Source organism: Pantoea sp. SIMBA_079 (genome assembly GCF_046940275.1).
GTDB lineage: Bacteria > Pseudomonadota > Gammaproteobacteria > Enterobacterales > Enterobacteriaceae > Pantoea > Pantoea borealis.
On sequence record NZ_JAWRYR010000157.1, the window covers coordinates 1 to 301 of the forward strand.

General features: G+C 36.5%; 1 pseudogene. It reads right to left on the reverse strand.

Annotated features, from left to right (window positions below):
• Positions 1-301: pseudogene (locus SB719_RS19540) on the reverse strand (IS3 family transposase); the annotation flags it as partial.

Genomic DNA, 301 nt, shown 5'->3' on the forward strand with positions numbered 1-301 from the left:
TTCTCCTCATAAATCGCTTTAATCTCAGCTTTCAAATCGGCATCTACATCTGGGCGATTCATTTTTTTTACTAAATCATAATACGTGCTTCGTGGAATACCAGCTAGCTCCACGAGTGCCTTCACCAAATATTTATGCCTTAATTCATAGACTACTTGCGCTTTATCTTGTTTTGTGATTTTCCCTTGTTTTGAACTAAGGCATTCAACTTTTTTAAATACTCGTTTTCCATTTCTAATTGTTTAATACGTGCTTCTAGTGCTTCGGTAGAGCCTTTAACTGGTGCTTGTTTCGATTGAGA